Origin of the sequence: Bradyrhizobium sp. SEMIA, from assembly GCF_014844175.1 — a bacterium.
GTDB classification, from domain to species: Bacteria; Pseudomonadota; Alphaproteobacteria; order Rhizobiales; family Xanthobacteraceae; genus Bradyrhizobium; species Bradyrhizobium arachidis.
In genome coordinates, this window is record NZ_CP046601.1 from 2,394,171 (window position 1) to 2,410,505 (window position 16,335).

General features: G+C 64.7%; 13 protein-coding genes and 1 pseudogene. 8 read left to right on the plus strand and 6 right to left on the minus strand.

The window, feature by feature from the left end; genetic code table 11:
* Positions 1-9: 9 nt before the first annotated feature.
* The 4 genes from uvrA to FOM02_RS11590 form a co-directional block, all read right to left on the minus strand.
* The gene (gene uvrA / locus FOM02_RS11575; RefSeq protein WP_027559285.1) at positions 10-2,985 is read right to left on the minus strand and encodes an excinuclease ABC subunit UvrA; all 2,976 of its coding nucleotides are present in this window, start codon (positions 2,983-2,985) and stop codon (positions 10-12) included.
* A gap of 311 nt (positions 2,986-3,296) precedes the next feature.
* Positions 3,297-4,049, minus strand: coding sequence for an outer membrane protein (locus tag FOM02_RS11580; protein WP_027559284.1), 753 nt, complete (start codon positions 4,047-4,049; stop codon positions 3,297-3,299).
* 168 nt (positions 4,050-4,217) lie between these two features.
* Positions 4,218-4,907, minus strand: coding sequence for an outer membrane protein (locus FOM02_RS11585; protein WP_027559283.1), 690 nt, complete (start codon positions 4,905-4,907; stop codon positions 4,218-4,220).
* Positions 4,908-5,142: 235 nt separating this feature from the next.
* A complete protein-coding gene (locus FOM02_RS11590; RefSeq protein WP_027559282.1) occupies positions 5,143-5,904 on the minus strand; it encodes an outer membrane protein in 762 nt (253 codons plus the stop codon).
* A gap of 422 nt (positions 5,905-6,326) precedes the next feature.
* Between FOM02_RS11590 and FOM02_RS11595 the strand changes: the two genes are divergently transcribed.
* From FOM02_RS11595 to gyrA, 3 genes and pseudogenes are all read left to right on the plus strand, one after another.
* Positions 6,327-6,824 (plus strand): single-stranded DNA-binding protein, encoded by a 498-nt coding sequence (locus FOM02_RS11595; RefSeq protein WP_027559281.1) that lies wholly within the window; start codon positions 6,327-6,329, stop codon positions 6,822-6,824.
* 198 nt (positions 6,825-7,022) lie between these two features.
* On the plus strand, positions 7,023-7,421 hold the full coding sequence (locus FOM02_RS11600) for a DUF2306 domain-containing protein (RefSeq protein WP_027559280.1): 399 nt from the start codon (positions 7,023-7,025) through the stop codon (positions 7,419-7,421).
* 168 nt (positions 7,422-7,589) lie between these two features.
* Positions 7,590-10,327, plus strand: a pseudogene (gyrA, locus tag FOM02_RS11605) (DNA gyrase subunit A).
* Between the two features lie 218 nt (positions 10,328-10,545).
* Here gyrA and FOM02_RS11610 read toward each other — a convergent pair.
* Both FOM02_RS11610 and FOM02_RS11615 read right to left on the minus strand, forming a co-directional pair.
* Entirely contained in the window at positions 10,546-12,399 is a 1,854-nt protein-coding gene (locus tag FOM02_RS11610) for a potassium transporter Kup (protein WP_027559278.1), read from the minus strand.
* A 197-nt stretch (positions 12,400-12,596) separates the two neighbouring features.
* A complete protein-coding gene (locus FOM02_RS11615) occupies positions 12,597-12,854 on the minus strand; it encodes a hypothetical protein (protein ID WP_027559277.1) in 258 nt (85 codons plus the stop codon).
* Positions 12,855-13,112: 258 nt separating this feature from the next.
* On the opposite strand from FOM02_RS11615, the gene coaD reads away from it, so the two are divergent.
* The 5 genes from coaD to queA all read left to right on the plus strand — a co-directional run bounded on the left by coaD (position 13,113) and on the right by queA (position 16,310).
* Entirely contained in the window at positions 13,113-13,610 is a 498-nt protein-coding gene (gene coaD / locus FOM02_RS11620) for a pantetheine-phosphate adenylyltransferase (protein WP_027559276.1), read from the plus strand.
* Between the two features lie 37 nt (positions 13,611-13,647).
* Positions 13,648-14,235, plus strand: coding sequence for a peptidylprolyl isomerase (locus tag FOM02_RS11625; protein WP_027559275.1), 588 nt, complete (start codon positions 13,648-13,650; stop codon positions 14,233-14,235).
* Positions 14,236-14,249: 14 nt separating this feature from the next.
* A complete protein-coding gene (locus tag FOM02_RS11630) occupies positions 14,250-14,660 on the plus strand; it encodes a hypothetical protein (RefSeq protein WP_027559274.1) in 411 nt (136 codons plus the stop codon).
* Entirely contained in the window at positions 14,657-15,121 is a 465-nt protein-coding gene (locus tag FOM02_RS11635) for a peptidylprolyl isomerase (protein ID WP_027559273.1), read from the plus strand. Before FOM02_RS11630 ends, FOM02_RS11635 begins: the two co-directional genes overlap by 4 nt.
* A gap of 115 nt (positions 15,122-15,236) precedes the next feature.
* A complete protein-coding gene (queA, locus tag FOM02_RS11640) occupies positions 15,237-16,310 on the plus strand; it encodes a tRNA preQ1(34) S-adenosylmethionine ribosyltransferase-isomerase QueA (RefSeq protein WP_027559272.1) in 1,074 nt (357 codons plus the stop codon).
* The last annotated feature ends 25 nt before the right edge of the window (positions 16,311-16,335 follow it).

Sequence of the window (16,335 nt, forward strand, 5' to 3'; positions counted from 1 at the left end):
TCGGTTCGCTTACTCCGCCGCCTCGCTCGTGCTCCTTCGCTTCGGCTTCCGCGCCTTCTTCAGCACCGGCTCCAAAAACTTGCCGGTATAGCTCCGTGGCGCCTTCGCGATATCCTCCGGCGGGCCCCAGGCGACGATCTCGCCGCCGCCGTCGCCGCCTTCGGGGCCGAGGTCGATGACCCAGTCTGCGGTCTTGATGACCTCGAGATTGTGCTCGATCACCACGACCGTGTTGCCCTGTGCCACCAGCTCGTGCAGCACCTCCAGGAGCTTCTTGACGTCGTGGAAGTGCAGGCCGGTGGTCGGCTCGTCCAGGATGTAGAGCGTGCGGCCGGTGGCGCGCTTGGACAGCTCTTTTGCCAGTTTGACGCGTTGGGCTTCACCGCCTGACAGCGTCGTCGCTTGCTGGCCGACGTGAATGTAATCCAGCCCGACGCGGTGCAATGTCTGAAAAGTCTCGCGCACGCGCGGCACTGCCTTGAAGAACTCGGCGGCTTCCTCGACGGTCATGTCGAGCACGTCGGCGATGGACTTGCCCTTGAACAGGACCTCCAGCGTCTCGCGATTGTAGCGCTTGCCCTTGCAGACGTCGCAGGTGACGTAGACGTCGGGCAGAAAGTGCATCTCGATCTTGATGACGCCGTCGCCCTGGCAGGCCTCGCAGCGGCCGCCCTTGACGTTGAAGGAGAAGCGGCCGGGCTCGTAGCCGCGCGCCTTGGCTTCGGGGAGGCCCGCGAACCATTCGCGGATCGGCGTGAAGGCGCCGGTATAGGTCGCAGGGTTCGAGCGCGGGGTGCGGCCGATCGGCGACTGGTCGATGTCGATGATCTTGTCGATGTGCTCGAGACCCTCGATGCGGTCGTGGGGAGCGGCGCCTTCGCTGGCGCCGTTCAGCTTGCGGGCGATGGCGCGATAGACCGTGTCGATCAGCAGCGTCGACTTGCCGCCGCCGGAGACGCCGGTGACGCAGGTGAACAGGCCGAGCGGAATCTCGGCGGTGACGTTCTTGAGGTTATTGCCGCGCGCGTTCACCACCTTGATGGTGCGGCGATGGTTCGGCGGGCGCCGCTCCGGCACCTCGACCTCGAGTTCGCCGGTCAGGTACTTGCCGGTCAGCGATTTCGGGTTGCGCATGATCTCGGCGGGCGTGCCTTCGGCGACGATGTTGCCGCCATGCATGCCGGCGCCGGGGCCGATGTCGAGGACGTAGTCGGCGAGGCGGATGGCGTCCTCGTCATGCTCGACTACGACCACGGTGTTGCCGAGGTCGCGAAGCCTCTTCAGCGTGTCGAGCAGGCGCGCATTGTCGCGCTGGTGCAGGCCGATCGAGGGCTCGTCGAGCACGTAGAGCACGCCCGTCAGGCCCGAGCCGATCTGTGAGGCCAGGCGAATGCGCTGGCTCTCGCCGCCGGACAGCGTGCCGGAGGAGCGGGACAGGGTAAGATAGTTGAGGCCGACGTCGAGCAGGAAGGTCAGGCGCTCGCGGATCTCCTTCAGGATGCGGCCGGCGATCTCGTTCTGCTGCGCGTTCAGCGCCGCCGGCACGGTCTCGAACCATTCGCCGGCCTTCCTGACCGACAGCTCCGAGATCTCGCCGATATGCTTAGCCCCGACCTTGACGCAGAGCGCCTCGGGCTTGAGCCGGAAACCGTTGCAGGCGCCGCAGGGCACGTCGTGGAAGTATTTCGCGAGCTCCTCGCGCGCCCATTCGCTCTCGGTTTCCCGGTAGCGGCGGTTGATGTTGGTGATGACGCCCTCGAACGGCTTCTTGGTGTCGTAGGATCGGACGCCGTCCTCGTAGGAGAACTTGATCTCGTCCTCGCCCGACCCATGGAGGATCGCGGTCTGCGTCTTCTTGGGCAGATCCTTCCATTTGGTGGTCAGCGTGAACTTGTAGTGCTTGCCGAGCGCCGTCAGCGTCTGCGTGTAATAGGGCGACGACGATTTGGCCCAGGGCGCGATCGCGCCCTTGCCGATGGCGAGCTCCCTGTCGGGGATGACGAGGTCCTCGTCGACATGTTGCTCGACACCGAGGCCGCCGCAGGCAGGACACGCGCCATAGGGGTTGTTGAACGAGAACAGGCGCGGCTCGATCTCGGGGATGGTGAAGCCGGAGACAGGGCAGGCGAACTTTTCCGAGAACAGGATGCGCTCGGGGCCGCTCTTGTCGTGGATCTTTGCGGTCTTCTTCTTTTCCTCGGCAGGCGCGGCCGCGGGCGCATCGGCGAACTCGACGACGGCAAGGCCTTCGGCCAGCTTCAGCGCGGTCTCAAAGCTCTCAGCGAGGCGCTGGCCGATGTCGGCACGGACCACGATGCGGTCGACCACGACGTCGATGTCGTGCGGGAATTTCTTGTCGAGGCTGGGCGCTTCGGCCAGCTCGTAAAAGGTGCCGTCGATCTTGACGCGCTGAAAGCCCTTCTTGAGCCATTCGGCGAGCTCTTTCCGATACTCGCCCTTGCGGCCGCGCACGACCGGGGCGAGCAGATAGAGGCGGGTGCCTTCCGGCAGGGCCAGCACGCGGTCGACCATCTGCGAGACGGTCTGGCTTTCGATCGGCAGGCCCGTGGCCGGCGAATAGGGCACGCCGACGCGGGCCCAGAGCAGGCGCATGTAGTCGTAGATCTCGGTCACGGTACCGACGGTCGAGCGCGGATTCTTCGAGGTCGTCTTCTGCTCGATCGAGATCGCCGGCGACAGGCCGTCGATCTGGTCGACGTCAGGCTTCTGCATCATCTCAAGGAACTGGCGGGCATAGGCCGAGAGCGACTCGACGTAGCGGCGCTGGCCCTCGGCATAGATGGTGTCGAAGGCGAGCGAGGATTTGCCGGAGCCGGAGAGCCCGGTGAAGACCACGAGCTTGTCGCGGGGAATCTCGACGTCGATGTTCTTGAGGTTGTGCTCGCGCGCACCACGGATCGTAATTGCGCGCAGGCTCGAGCCCGCGTTCTGCTGTTGGCGCTTCGCCTTGATCACTTCATCCATCCGAGTTGCCCTCAAGGAATCCCAAAAGCGCGCGATCGCGCCAACGAAAAGGCACGCTTCGCCCGGAACCGGGATCGGCGCCGATGGGTATGGCAGCGAACGTAGGAAGAACGGCGACGGATTTCCAGAGGCAGTTGCGAATCGTCAACGGATTGTTGGCGCACTGGCGGCATCTGGCAGGAGCAGGGCGCGGAACAGGCAAAGGGCCGGCACGTGGCCGGCCCTTTGTTCGCGTTTAGATGCGGATCTTGGGGGCAATCCGCATTCAAGCAGGACCTGGAGGAGTCCCTTGGGGATTGGTCTTTGGCGGATCAGTATTTGGCGACGACGGGGCCGCCCCAGCGATAGTTGACGCGGATCAGTCCGATATCGATGTCCTGGCCGATCCGTTCGGTACGCACGGGTGGGACGAGGATCGCGCTGGCGAGGTCGCCGCCGTGATGCCCGAGGAACAGATGGTCGTACTCGCCGCCGACGGACCAATTCTCCGCGAAGGCGTATTCCACGCCAAAGCCGGCGCTATAGCCCCAGCGGGTCTGGCTCAGGGTATTGGACACGACGCCAACGCCCGGAATGAATTCGTCGTATCTGTCGTGCGCGACGGCTGCGCCCGCCTTGCCGTAGAACAGCAGGCTGTTCACGGTGTAGCCGAGCTGGCCGGTGAACAGGCCAAAGCTGTTGATCGTGGTCCGGTTGTTGAGCGGCGCCAGCACGAAGCTGACATTGCTGCCCTTGAAGTCGGCCCAGTTGCCCTGGGCTTCCACGCCGAGCACCCAGCGCGCCTTCTGCCAGCGATATCCGAGTTGAGCACCCACTGTGCCGCCACTCGCATTGTGACAGCCCTCGCCGACGGCCGGGTCGATGGGAACGCCGGCGACAGCGACGACGCTCCAGCAGGCGTGCGCAAGGCCGCCGCCGCCATTGATGCCGACATAGGCGCCGATCCAGTCATAGGCGAGCACGGGCGCCACCGGCGCCTTGTACAGCGGCAGATCGGCAGCACCGGCCGGTGCGAGCGCGCCGAGCGCGAGCAAGCTGACCGAGGCCAGCACCAACGTCTTCATGTCAATTCCCCAACGCATCGGAGCCAATCAGCGGCGCAATGCACACCGCACTCTCGATTCCATGACGGTTGGGCGCGAGGTCGCGCGAAAACAAAAAGGCCGGCGCGAGGCCGGCCTTTCGTGACGATGTGACGTCGGTCGTGAGACGAAGCTCAGTACTTCTTGAGATCAGTACTTGGCGACGATCGGGCCGCCGAAGTGATAGTTCACGCCGACCTGCACGGTGTGGAAGTTGAGCGTGCCGGTGGGCAGGGCGCCGGCGAAGTAGGTCTCGCCAGCGAGGCTGCGATACAGGTACTCGCCCTTGATCGACCACTGCGGCGCGATGAACGCTTCGACGCCCGCACCGACGGTCCAGCCGGAGTGCCACTTGCTGTCCGACGCGCTCACGCCGAGCGCGGAGAGGGTGATCTTGTTGTCGATCCAGGCGTAGCCGCCCGTACCGTAGAACAGGACGTTGTTGACGGCCCAGCCGATGCGGCCACGCACCGTGCCCATGGCGTCGGTCTTCGAGGTGGCGGTCGCGGTCACGACGCCGAAGCCCGGGACGACGGTCGCGCCGGTCGCCGTCGCGCTGACGTCAGCCCAAGCGCCGTCGGCCTCGATGCCGAACACGACATTGCCGGTCTGCCAGTTGTAGCCGGCGGTGCCGCCGACGAAGCCACCCTTCATCTTCGGGTCACCCGAAGCGTTTTCCCAGGCGCCGCCGCCGACGATACCGAGGTAGAAGCCGCTCCAGTTGTAGACCGAGGCCACAGCCACCGGAGCCTTCGTGTACGGGCGAGCCGCGAGATCAGCCGCCGACGCGGGGGCAGCCAGAGCGAACAAACAGGCCGAAGCCAACAAAACCTTCTTCATCTCAATCAAAATCCCAGTCCCAGTTTCTGTTGTTGCCTTCCGCGCGCAGAAGGGCATCGGACGCTGTGGTCCAACTGACGGCGTGCTTACACCACCAAAGCCGCAAGTTGTGTCTCTCAAAAGCCACGACAGCCGCAAAACGTCACAATTGCTGACACATTGTCGCGCCGCTCGCATCCAGCAAAAAGGCCGGCGCGAGGCCGGCCTTTGATCTCCAAATGATATCAGATGGATATCAGTATCTCGCGATGGCCGGGCCGCCCCAGCGATAGTTCACGCGAACGAGGCCCATATCGACGTCCTGGCCGATGCGTTCGGTCTGAACGAACGCGCCGCCGAAGGTGAAATCGACGTTACGATGGCCGAGGAAGATGTGATCATACTCGACGCCAACCGACCAGTTTGGGGCGAAGCCAAATTCGAGACCCGCGCCGACCGTTCCGCCCCAGCGGGTTTCCCGGGCCGAACCGAAGGTAGTGCCCGCACCCACGAAACCTGGCCCGACGATGAGGTCGTATTTGTCGCCCACGACCGCGCCACCGCCCTTTACGTAGAACAAAACATTATTCCAGGCATAGCCGACCTGGCCAGTAATCAGGCCGAAGGCATCGATCCGCGTACGGTCCTGCTGAGCCGGGGCGGTCGGGCTGACGTTGTTTCCGCTGAAGTCAGCCCAGTTGCCTTGGCCTTCCACGCCAAACACCCAGTTGGCGGACTGCCAACGATAGCCGATCTGACCACCGACCGTGCCGCCCGATGCGTCATGGCAACCGTCTGTGATCAGCGTGCCGACGACAGGCGTCACGAAGTCCCAGCAATTGCGGCTCGTACCCCAGCCACCGTTGATGCCGATGTAAAAGCCACTCCAGTCATAGATAGTGGCAACCATCGGCGGCGGCGCCTTGGTGTAGGGACGCGCCGCAAGATCCGCTGCACTCGCAGGTGCAGACAGACCCAACGCAACGATACCGATTGTGCCAAACAGAATTTTCTTCATTGCAGTCTCCCCAGTGTCGTCCGCTCCAGAGGTCCCCAAAGCGGTCAATCAGGCGCGACGCCCATATGAACAATTCCAACGTAACTTTAGCTCAACCGGCAGGCAGAATCCGTCGCTGGAATGCAACAGTCGCTGGGCAATTGTCTGCGAGTAACCTAATGAATGTTAAGCGTTTTTCCGTGCGGTCGGGTTCCAATTCATTGTGGCGTGCACAGTGGCGCTGGGTTCCGGTATGCACGCTTGGGTTGCATTCTCTTTCACAGGAACAAATCTGGAACAAATTTCGGGCCCATGCTATATGTGGGGATAACCGAGGGTGTGGCGGGCCGATCGGCGCTCGTAAGCGTATAGGTCGGCTCAACAAGGCGGCAGCGCGGGCGCGCCGTTCCGGAATTCAGTGGCATTTGGAGTGGAGAGCGGCGATGGCGGGAAGCGTCAACAAGGTCATTCTGGTTGGAAATCTCGGCAAGGATCCTGAAATCCGCCGCACCCAGGACGGGCGGCCGATCGCGAATTTGAGCATCGCCACCTCGGAGACCTGGCGCGACAAGAACAGCGGCGAGCGCAAGGAAAAGACCGAGTGGCACCGCGTCGTGATTTTCAACGAAGGTCTTTGCAAGGTCGCCGAGCAGTACCTGAAGAAGGGCGCCAAGGTTTACATCGAGGGCGCGCTCCAGACCCGCAAATGGACCGACCAGAGCGGCGCTGAGAAGTACTCCACCGAGGTCGTGCTGCAGGGCTTCAACTCGACCCTGACGATGCTCGACGGCCGCGGCGGCGGCGGAGGAGGCGGCAGCTTCGGCGACGAGCCGGGCGGCGATTTCGGCTCCTCGGGCCCCGTCAGCAGCGCGCCGCGCCGTCCCGTGGCCGCTGGCGGCGGTGGCCGCAACAGCGACATGGACGACGACATCCCGTTCTGAGGCTCGCGAGCGTCTCTCCACGAGCGGCGCCCGCTCGCGTAAAGCGACAGGATCCCTTACCAATTGGCGGGCAAGGCTCGGTTTTCCGGGCCTGCCTCAAGTGCTACTTCAAGCCTTTGACCGGCGATGATGTGAATGGTATTAACTTAATGTTAATCCTGTTTACATGGCTCTCCCGCCGATCGGAGGACGCGTCGCATGAACCTCGCGCCGCTGCTTGAGGCCGCCCCAGCGATCCCGCTGCATGCCTTTGCCGCAATGGCCGCCTTCGTGCTCGGCCTCGTCCAGTTCGCCGCGCCCAAGGGCACGCTGCCGCACCGGACCATCGGCTGGATCTGGGTCCTCCTGATGGTCGCGGTGGCCGCCTCGTCGTTCTGGATCCACCAGATCCGTCTGGTCGGGCCGTTCAGCCCGATCCATCTGTTGTCGATCTTCACGCTCGTCGTGCTGCCGCTCGCGGTGTGGCGGGCGCACACCCATCGCGTCGCCGATCACCGGCGGATGATGATCTTCATTTTCGCCGGTGCGCTGGTGGTGGCGGGGCTGTTCACGCTGGTGCCCGGGCGGATCATGCACCGGGTGATTTTCGGGGCTTAAGGCGCGGTTTGCGCCGGCCGATTTCGAGCCTTGTTCCAGCACCGGCGCGGAGTGCGTAAGTCTCTGGAAAAACAGTCGGAAAAAGCGCTTCCCTTGGCCCTGCAAGGGTGGTTATCGGGGGGGCGATGCGCTATATGATTCCCAGATAAAACCTCACCGGATTTCCCCTTGGCTGACGACGACAACAAGCCCGGCGACCAGCCGGCGCAACCCTCGGACATTCGCCCCGTCTCGATCTACGAGGAGATGAAGAAGTCCTACCTCGATTACGCCATGAGCGTGATCGTGTCGCGTGCGCTGCCCGATGCGCGCGACGGGTTGAAGCCGGTGCATCGCCGCATCCTCTACGCGATGAACAATCGCGGCGACACCCCGGACAAGAAACACAAGAAGTCCGCCGGTGCCGTCGGTGAGGTCATGGGTAAGTACCACCCCCATGGCGACCAGGCGATCTACGACGCGTTGGTGCGCATGGCGCAGGACTTCTCGATGCGCGCGCCCTGATCGACGGACAGGGCAATTTCGGCTCGGTCGACGGCGATCCGCCGGCGGCGATGCGCTACACCGAATCCCGCCTGACCAAGATCGCGCTGAAGCTGCTTGAGGACATCGACGACGACACGGTCGATTTCCAGGACAACTATGACGGCTCCGAGCGGGAGCCGGTGGTCCTGCCGGCGCGGTTCCCGAACCTGCTGGTCAACGGCGCCGGCGGCATCGCGGTCGGCATGGCCACCAACATCCCGCCGCACAATCTCGGCGAGGTCATCGACGCCTGTGTCGCGCTGATCGAAAACCCCTCGCTGACCATCGACGAGCTCAACAACATCATTCCGGGCCCGGATTTCCCGACCGGCGGCATCATCCTGGGCCGCCAGGGCATCCGCAGCGCCTATCATCTCGGCCGCGGCTCGATCGTGATGCGCGGCAAGGTCACGTTCGAGACGGTCCGGAAAGAGCGCGAGGCGATCGTCATCACCGAGATTCCGTATCAGGTGAACAAGGCGACGATGGTCGAGCGCATCGCCGAGCTCTACAAGGAAAAGAAGATCGAGGGTATCTCCGATCTGCGCGACGAGTCCGATCGCGACGGCTACCGCGTCGTCGTCGAGCTCAAGCGCGACGCCGTGCCCGACGTGGTGCTGAACCAGCTCTACAAGTTCACGCCGCTGCAGACCTCTTTCGGCGTCAATGCCGTCGCGCTCGACTCTGGCCGTCCGCAGACGATGAACCTGAAGGACATGCTGACGATCTTCGTCGGCTTCCGCGAGCAGGTCGTCACCCGCCGCACCAAGTACAAGCTGCGCAAGGCGCGCGAGCGCGCGCATGAGCAGGTCGGCCTTGCGATCGCGGTCGCCAATATCGACGAGATCATCCGCGTGATCCGGCATTCGCCGACGCCGGCTGCCGCACGCGAGACCCTGATGACGCGCGACTGGCCTGCGCGCGACGTCGAGGACATCATCACGCTGATCGACGATCCCCGCCATCGCATCAACGAGGACGGCACCATCCGTCTGTCGCTGGAGCAGGCGAGGGCGATCCTCGAGCTGCGGCTGGCGCGCCTCACCGCACTCGGCCGCGACGAGATCGGCGAAGAGCTGGCAAAGCTCGCCGGCGAGATCGGCGACTATCTCGATATCCTGCGCTCCCGAGCGCGCATCCTCGACATCATCAAGACCGAGCTTGCCGAGGTGAAGGCCGAGTTCGCCACCCCGCGCCGCACCGTGATCATGGAGCAGGAAGGCGAGGTCGAGGACGAGGACCTGATCCAGCGCGAGGACATGGTCGTCACCGTCTCGCACGCCGGCTACGTCAAGCGCGTGCCGCTGTCGGCCTACCGGGCGCAGCGCCGCGGCGGCAAGGGCCGCGCCGGCATGCAGACCCGCGACGAGGACTTCGTCAGCCGGCTCTTTGTCGCATCGACTCATACTCCGGTGCTGTTCTTCTCGTCGCGCGGCCAGGTCTACAAGGAGAAGGTCTGGCGCCTGCCGATGGCTGCGCCGAACGCGCGCGGCAAGGCGCTGATCAACATCCTGCCGCTGGAGCAGGGCGAGCGCATCACCACCATCATGCCGCTGCCCGAGGATGAGTCCACCTGGGCCCAGTTGGATGTGATGTTCGCGACGACCGGCGGCAATGTCCGGCGCAACAAGCTGTCCGACTTCGTCGACGTCCGCCGCTCCGGCATCATCGCCATGAAGCTCGACGACGGCGAGGCGATCGTCGACGTCCAGATCTGCACTGAGCGCGACGACGTGCTGCTGACCGCTGCGGGCGGGCAGTGCATCCGCTTCCCGGTCCCCGACGTGCGCGTGTTCACCGGCCGCACCTCGATGGGCGTGCGCGGCATTGCGCTCGGCGAGGGCGACAAGGTGATCTCGCTGGCGATCCTGCGCCATGTCGAGACCACATCCGACGAGCGTTCGGCTTACCTGAAGATGCGCCGCGCGGTCGCCGGTGAAACCGCGGCCGAAGAGGGGGCCGCGGATACGGAGGCCGAGGAGACCTCCGGCAGCTTCCAGCTCGCCCAGGAGCGTTATGTCGAGATGTCGGCGCAGGAGCAGGTCGTGCTGACCGTCTCCGTCAACGGCTATGGCAAGCGGACCTCGTCCTACGAGTACCGCACGACGGGGCGCGGCGGCAAAGGCATCGTCGCCATGAGCGTCAACAACCGCAACGGCAACCTGGTTGCGTCCTTCCCCGTGGAGGATGCGGACCAGATCATGCTGGTCACCGACAAGGGCCAGCTGATCCGCTGCCCGGTCGAAGGCATCCGCATCGCCGGCCGCTCGACCCAGGGCGTCATCGTGTTCGATACCGCCGAGGACGAGCACGTGGTCTCGGTCGAGCACATCACGGAAGAGGCCGAGAGCGGCAACGGCGAGAACGGCAACGGGGCGTAGCGCGCGCCCCCCACACTCCACTGTCGTCCCGGACAAGCGCGCCCTTAGGCGCGCGCAGATCCGGGACCCATAGCCACAGGGAAAAGTTGTCGCGCGAGATTTGCGACCGCGAGTCTTCGCCAAACACTTCCTGTGGTTATGGGTCCTCGCGTTCGCGGGGACGACACCGACAGTGTCGCGCCCGTATCCCGGATTACGCTTCGCTCATCCGGGCTGCGCTAAATCTCCAGCTCCGTTCCGAACTCCACGACCTGTTTGGTCGGCACGCCGAAGAACGCGGCTGAGCGTTCGGCGTTGCGCTGAAGGAAGGCGAACAGGCCTTCGCGCCAGACCCACATGCCGGGAACGTCCTCGCGCGGGATGATGGTCTCGCGGCCGACATAATAGGTGATGTCGGAGAGGTCGATACCGGGCAGCTTGCCCTGGCGGCAGGCGAGCGTCAGTCCCTCGTAGATCGTCGGGTTCTGCATGAAGCCGTAATGCAGGATCACGCGGGTGATGCCGGAGATGATCTCGCTCACCTCGGCGCGGTCCGCTTCGGCGATGTGCGGGGATTCCTCGATCAGGACGGTGACGAGCACGATGCGCTCGTGCAGGACGTGGTTGTGCTTGACGAACTGCGTCAGCGCCAGCGGCACGCCTTTCGCTGCCGAGGCCAGGAACACGGCCGTGCCCGGCAGCCGCGCGCTGCACTTGTTCACCGCCGTCTCGATCAAATCCTCCTCGGGCTGGCGCAGGCGGCCGCGCGCGGCCTCGACCAGCTTCACGCCGCTGCGCCAGGTCAGCATCAGGAAGGCGACGAGGGCTGCGAGCAGCAGCGGAAACCAGCCGCCCTCGAACAGCTTGATCGAATTGGCGGAGAAGAAGATCACGTCGATCACGAAGAAGAAGCCGTTCACGACCACGACCAGCCAGGGCGAATAGCCCCACTGGATCGCAACCAGGGCGGCGAGCAGCGTCGTGATCGCCATCAGCAGCGACACCGCGATGCCGTAGGCGCCGGCGAGCGCGTCCGAGGTGCCGAAGCTCAAGACCGCGCCGAGCGTTGCCGCCGCCAGCAGCCAGTTCACCAGCGGCACGTAGATCTGGCCGATCGCATGGCTCGTGGTGTGGCGGATCTGCATGCGCGGCAAAAAGCCGAGCTGGATCGACTGCTGGGTCAGCGAGAACACGCCGGAGATGATCGCCTGCGACGCGATCACGGTGGCGACCGCGGAGAACGCGACCAGCGGATAATGCAGGGCATCGGGGCAGAGCTGGAAGAACGGATTCTCGATCATGCTGGGATCGGTGATCAGCAGCGCGGCCTGGCCGAAATAGTTCAGCACCAGCGCGGGCAGGCAGATCGCGAACCAGGCGAGCCGGATCGGCAGGCGGCCGAAATGCCCCATGTCGGCATACATGGCCTCGCCGCCGGTCACCGCGAGGAAGGCCGCGCCGAGGATTCCGAACGAGATGTGGAAGTCCTGGTGGATCAGGAAGTTGAAGGCATAGAACGGGCTGAGCGCGGCCAGCACCGCCGGCGCCTTGACAATGCCGTGGACGCCGAGGGCGGCGAGTACGCCGAACCAGGCCAGCATCACCGGCCCGAAGATGCGGCCGATGAAGCCGGTGCCCTGCTTCTGCATCATGAACAGCCCGATCAGGATGGCGACGGTGACGGGCACCACCACAGGCGCGAGCGAGGGCGCGTCGACCTTGAGGCCCTCGATGGCTGACAGCACCGAGATCGCCGGCGTGATCGCGCCGTCGCCATAGAGCAAGGCGGCGCCGACGAGGCCGACCACGAGCAGATGCGCGCGCCAGGTGCCGGACTGGGCGTTGCGGGCGTGGAGCAGGGCCAGGAGAGCGACGATGCCGCCTTCGCCGCGATTGTCCGCGCGCAGGATCAGCAGCGCGTATTTCAGCGAGATGATCAGCAGCAGCGCCCAGAGGATCAGCGAAGCAACCCCCAGGACAGCGTCGTGACTTAGCGTGCCGCCATGGGCTGCAGCCTTGGCGGCTTCCTTCAGGGCGTAAAGGGGGCTGGTGCCGATATCACCATAGACCACCCCGAGGGCGCCCATGGTCATGGCAAGCGGCAGCGGATCAGGATGATGATGGCCGGAGGCGATTGCGGGTGTACTGGACAATGGCGACCCCCCGATGGGATCGCGCCCGGCGGGCCATTCCGACGGGCGCGAACATCAGACAGTCTGCGACGAGACGTCGCAAATATCCATGAAATTTATATCAGGAAGCTTTTCTGACGCGAAGCTGACAACCGCAACTACGGCGTGCGATCCGCGGTCACGAGGCGCGCCTCGCGGACATCAGCCTTGGTGCCGGCGCGGCGCAGGCACGAGGCTTCGAAATTCGGCCAGGCCTGCTGGGAGCAATCCTTGCCGATGGTGCGGATATCGAGACGGTCGCTCTTGGCGAGCGGCTGCGGAACGCTGGCCTCGACCTTCGGGGCAAAGCCGGGCAGGAGGGTGAGGGCGGCAGCAACACACGCAGAGATGGCGATCGCCGAGAGAGCCTTGATCATTGACAGTCCCCTGTGATGCGGCCGCGACGCCCAGTGTGCGGCCCGTCGTTTGTTGGGCGGATTAGTAACCATGGCCAGTTTCCGGACGTCTTCGCGGATGTCGGAAATGGTTTCGTTCGCGCTCCGTTTTGTTTCGTGGCCGCCCCGAGGACGAAACAAATGGGCCGCCGCCGACAGGATGGGCGGTAGAATCTGCGGGAAACGGGCAGGGAACCTGTCTGGCTTGCCGCGCCGGGCCGGGCGCGGTAGGACGTGGCCATGCCGCGCATTGCCTTCTACCCAGGTTCCTTCGACCCCATCACCAACGGCCATCTGGACGTGGTCCGGAGCAGTGTCCCGCTGTGCGACCGGCTGGTGGTCGCTGTCGGAATCCATCCCGGCAAGAAGCCTCTGTTTTCGACCGAGGAGCGGCTCAAGATGCTCCATGACGTCTGTGGGCCGGTGGCAGCCCAGGGCGGCTGCACGCTCGAGGCCGTGACCTACGACGATCTCGCCGTCACCGCGGCGCGCAAATACGGTGCGACCATCATGATCCGGGGCCTGCGCGACGGCACCGACCTCGACTACGAGATGCAGCTCGCCGGCATGAACGGCACGATGGCGCCCGAGGTGCAAACCGTCTTCCTGCCGGCCTCTCCGCTGGTGCGCCCGATTACCGGCACATTGGTGCGTCAGATCGCCGGCATGGGCGGAGATGTCTCGGCCTTCGTCCCGCCGCTCGTCGCAAACCTGCTCAAGGCAAAATTCGCCGGATAACGGCGCGCTTTTTCATCTCACCTGATCCGGAGTTTCCATGATCCGTCGTCTCGCAATTCTTGCCACGATGTTCGTCGCGCTCGTGGCCGTTCCCTTGAGCGCGGTCCCGGCGGTGGCGCAGCAGCTGCCGGCCAATCTCGACAAGGCCAATGCGCTCGTGATCGACACCACCAAGGGCCGCATCGTCATCAAGCTGCGGACCGACATCGCGCCCCAGCATGCCGAGCGCCTCAAGCAGCTCGCGCGTGAGGGCTTCTACAACAACGTGCCGTTCCACCGCGTCATGGACGGCTTCATGGCCCAGACCGGCGACGGCCAGAACGGCAACGGCACCGGCGGCTCGAAATATCCGAACTTGAAGCAGGAATTCTCCAAGGTGCATTTCGCGCGCGGCATCGTCGGCATGGCCCGGCGCGGCGACAGCGTCGACAGCGCCAACTCGCAGTTCTTCATCATGTTCGCCGACGGCGGCAGCCTCGATAACCAGTACACCGTGATCGGCGAGGTCGTGCAGGGCATGGACGTCGTCGACAAGCTGAAGAAGGCTCCGCCCGGCTCCCCCGGCGGCACCGTCACCGATCCCGACAAGATGGTGAAGGTGCAGGTCGCCTCCGACATCAAGTAGGCAAGGATGGAGCCATGGCGCGCTGCGGCAAAAGGCTTCTGCTGACTGCCGCGGTGCTGCTCTCCGGCGTCTCCAGTGCGGCCGCCGAGGACGCGCCGGTCAACACCATCCAGGACATCTTCCGGCACCTGCGGACCTGCTGGAAGCCGCCGCCGCCCGCCAAGGCCCGCCCTATCGACATCACCGTCGTCGTGAGCTTTAACCGGTCCGGAAACATTCTGGGCCATCCGAGGATTACCTATGAATCCGCGGAGGCCTCCGACAATGACCGGCTGCAATACCGGATCGCTGTGATGGAGGCGTTGCAACGCTGCACGCCAGTGCCATTTACCGATGCAATGGCCGGCGCGGCCGCGGGGCGTCCATTCGTGATCCAGTTCCGTAATCGTAAGACTTCACCTCCAACGCAAGAGAGACGAGCATGAGCGCCACCGAAAACACCCTGATCCTCGAGACCACGCAGGGCCCCGTTACCATCGAGATGCGGCCTGACCTCGCGCCCGGTCATGTCGCGCGCATCAAGGAGCTGGTCCGCGAAGGCTTCTACGACGGCATCGTATTCCACCGCGTCATCGAGGGTTTCATGGCGCAGACCGGCTGCCCGCACGGCACCGGCACCGGCGGCTCCGGCAAGAAGCTGAAGGCCGAGTTCAACAAGGAGCCGCATGTGCGCGGCACCGCCTCGATGGCCCGCGCCGCCAATCCCGATTCCGGCGACAGCCAGTTCTTCATCTGCTTCGACGACGCCCGCTTCCTCGACAACCAGTACACGGTGTGGGGCAAGGTCACCGAGGGCATGGAGAACGTCGACAAGATCAAGCGCGGCGAGCCGGTGCAGAACCCCGACAAGATCGTCAAGGCGCGGATGGCGGCGGATAAGGAATAGTTGCCCGTCATTCCGGGGCGCGCGAAGCGCGAACCCGGAATCTCGCACCACAATCTCGGGATTCCGGATCGCCGCGCTCGAGGCGCGGCGTCCGGAATGACGGCGCTAGTGAGACATGCGCACCGATCTCTTCGACTTCGATCTGCCCGCCGAGCGCATCGCGTTGCGCCCGGCGAGCCCGCGCGACTCCGCGAAGATGCTGGTCGTGGAGGGCGGCGCGCTGCGCGACCAGTCCATCGCTGATCTGCCGCAATGGCTGAAGGCGGGTGACCAGCTCGTCGTCAACGACACCAAGGTGATCGCGGCACAATTGAAGGGTCGCCGCATCGGCCGCGAGACCGAGCCGAAGATCGAGGCGACGTTGATCAAGCGTCTCGACGGCTCGCGCTGGCAGGCGCTGGTGAAGCCGGCGAAGAAGCTTGTTGCCGGCGACCGCATCCGCTTCGGCAATGAGGGCAAGATCTGCCTGCTCGGCCATCTCGACGCCGAGGTCGAGGCCAAGGGCAGCGAGGGCGAGGTGACGCTGTCGTTCTCGTTCCATGGGCCCGCACTCGACCAGGCCATCGCCGATCTCGGCAGCCCGCCGCTGCCGCCCTACATCGCCTCCAAGCGCACGCCCGACGATCAGGATCTTGCGGACTACCAGACCATGTTCGCAGCCAATGAAGGCGCGGTCGCAGCGCCGACCGCGGGCCTGCATTTCACGGCGGCGCTTGAGCAGGCATTGCACGCGCGCGGCGTCGGCATCAACCGCGTCACGCTGCATGTCGGGGCAGGGACGTTCCTCCCCGTGAAGGTGGACGACACCGACGGCCACAAGATGCATGCGGAGTGGGGCACCATCTCGGCCGAGACGGCGGAGCGGCTCAACACTGCGCGGAAGAACGGCGGCCGCATCGTCGCCGTCGGCACAACGTCGCTAAGGCTGCTCGAAAGCGCGGCGAGCGAAGACGGCACCATCCAGCCGTTTACGGCGGAGACCTCGATCTTCATCACGCCCGGCTACCGCTTCCGGGCCGTCGATGTCCTGATGACGAATTTCCACCTGCCGAAGTCGACGCTGTTCATGCTGGTGTCGGCATTCGCGGGGTTGGAGACGATGAAGCAGGCCTATGCGCACGCCGTTGCGAATGAGTACCGGTTCTACTCGTATGGGGATGCGTGTCTGCTGTTCCGGGCAGACGGCTAGCGCCGGCGCCGTATGGTGGGCAAAG